A 2,100-nucleotide genomic window follows, 5' to 3' on the forward strand; every position below is an offset into this window, starting at 1 on the left:
CCCGCCCGGGGCGACGTCCCACGGCTCGACGCGTCCGACGTCGCGCACGTCCACCTCGCCCACCCCGGCCCCCGCCAGCAGCGACGCCACGGCGGCACCCACCCGGCCCGCGCCCCTCACCTGGACCCGCGTCTCACGGCGGGCGGCGAGCAGTCTCAGCGCGTCGCCCGGTCCGGGGGTGGTCACGGTGAGGGCGGCCAGGTCGGGACGCAGCCGTTCGAGCACCTCCTGGCGGCCGCGCAGCGCGTCGGCGGCCGGGCCGCCGCCCCGGGAGTCGTCCAGCAGACCGGCCCGCGACAGCCTGCGCACGAGCCGGTCGACGTGACCGTCGGGCAGGTCCATGCGCCGGCCCTCCTCGCGCAGGAGGTCCAGCCCGCGGGTGCCGTTGAGCAGCTCCAGGAAGCTGCCGGTCGCGGTGTCCACCGGGCCGAGCGTCAGGGCGTGCGTCGGCGTCATGCCGAACTGCACGGTGTTGAGGTCACGCCAGCCGCGCCTGAGCGCGGGCTTCACCATCGGATGCATCGAAAGGCCCCCGTACTGCCGTCTGGGTCTCGCCGGAGCCACCGCGTGGTCCGGCCGGCGGTGCCAGCATGCCCGCCCCGGGACGGAGGCCGCCGAAAGTTGTCCACAGGCTGCGGAGATCGTCATACGAATCCGGCGCCCGGTTGGGCCGATCGATATTGGAGCGTTCCGGAGCCGGGACTTCCCCGGGTACAGCGGGTAACGTCGGGGCGTGCCCGCCGACCCACTGCAACGCGCCGGAAAGTCACCGCGCAGCACGACGAGCCAGCCGACGAACGGCTCACGGGCGAGCGCGATCGAGGTCCGCAGGAGCGCCCGCCGACGCAGAACGGTCTCCGCGTACCGCGAGGGCGATCGCACCGTCGTGCTCATCCCCGCCCGGATGTCCGAGGCGGAGGAGCAGCGCTGGGTGAACGTCATGCTCGACAAGCTGGCCGCCCAGGAGAGCAGGCGGACGCTCGGCGACGCCGAGCTGGCGCAGCGCGCCGAGCGGCTGTCGGCCCAGTACTTCGACGGCCGGGCCCGGCCCGCGACCGTGCGCTGGGTCACCAACCAGAACACCCGCTGGGGCTCGTGCACCCCGTCCGAGGGCAGCATCCGGCTGTCGCACCGCTTGCAGGGCATGCCCGAGTACGTGATCGACTACGTCCTGTGCCACGAACTGGCACACCTGCTGGTGCCCGGGCACGGCCCCCGCTTCTGGCGGCTGCTGGAGGCGTATCCGAAGACCGAGCGGGCCCGGGGCTACCTCGAGGGCGTGGTCGCCGCCGACCGGCTGCCGCACGCGCCGGGTGCGCAGGGCGAGTGAGGCAGCACCGCGGGTGAGCACACGGCGGGCCGCGGTACGCGTTGTGTACCGGGTCTGTACCGGCATCGTCCGATGTCAGCCTTTGCCGTTAGCCTGGCGCGACGCACTCGCACTCGGGATGGGGGACGGTCGTACGCATGGCCAGGGAATTCCAACGCGGCCACAAGGCCAGGATCAGTGACCTCACGGCGGGCACGGATCTGTACGTAGGCGTACAGATCTCCGGCCCCGGACTGACCTTCGACATCAGCTGCTTCGGCCTCGACGCCGACGAGCGCCTGTCGGACGACCGGTACTTCATCTTCTACAACCAGCCGAAGTCCCCCGAGGAGTCCATCCAGCTGCTCGGCGCGCAGGCGGGCGACACGGAGTCCTTCCGGGTCACCCTCGACCGGATCCCGCAGCAGATCAAGAAGCTGTCCTTCACGGCGACCCTCGACGGCGCCGGGCAGATGTCGCAGATCGGCCCGGGATACATCCGCATCGTGGCGGGCGGCGAGGAAGTGGCCCGTTATCCGTTCAGCGGTGCGGAGTTTTCCACCGAGCGGGCCGTGATGCTCGGCGACTTCTACTTCAAGGACGTGTGGCGGTTCGCCGCCGTCGGCCAGGGCTTCGACGGCGGGCTCGACGCCCTGCTGAAGAACTTCGGCGGCGAGGTCGCCGAGGAGGAGCCCGCCGCACCGCAGCCCGAGCCGCAGCCCGGTGGCGCACCCGGCTTCGCGCCGCCCGCCCAGGCCGCGGCCCCGCCCGCCTTCGGCGTTCCCGCGCAG

Annotated in this window: 3 protein-coding genes; 2 read left to right on the forward strand and 1 reads right to left on the reverse strand. The window is 72.5% G+C overall.

Annotated features, from left to right (window positions below; all coding sequences use genetic code 11):
• On the reverse strand, positions 1 to 522 hold a 522-nt coding region (locus tag G3I53_RS25830), incomplete at its 3' end, for a ThiF family adenylyltransferase (RefSeq protein ID WP_203617429.1).
• Between the two features lie 211 nt (positions 523 to 733).
• Here G3I53_RS25830 and G3I53_RS25835 point away from each other — a divergent pair.
• Both G3I53_RS25835 and G3I53_RS25840 read left to right on the forward strand, forming a co-directional pair.
• Entirely contained in the window at positions 734 to 1,330 is a 597-nt protein-coding gene (locus tag G3I53_RS25835) for a M48 family metallopeptidase (RefSeq protein ID WP_164339037.1), read from the forward strand.
• A gap of 137 nt (positions 1,331 to 1,467) precedes the next feature.
• Positions 1,468 to 2,100 (forward strand): TerD family protein (locus tag G3I53_RS25840; RefSeq protein WP_164438825.1); only part of this gene is annotated, 633 nt, incomplete at its 3' end.

This window comes from Streptomyces sp. SID14436, from assembly GCF_010548465.1.
GTDB lineage: Bacteria > Actinomycetota > Actinomycetes > Streptomycetales > Streptomycetaceae > Streptomyces.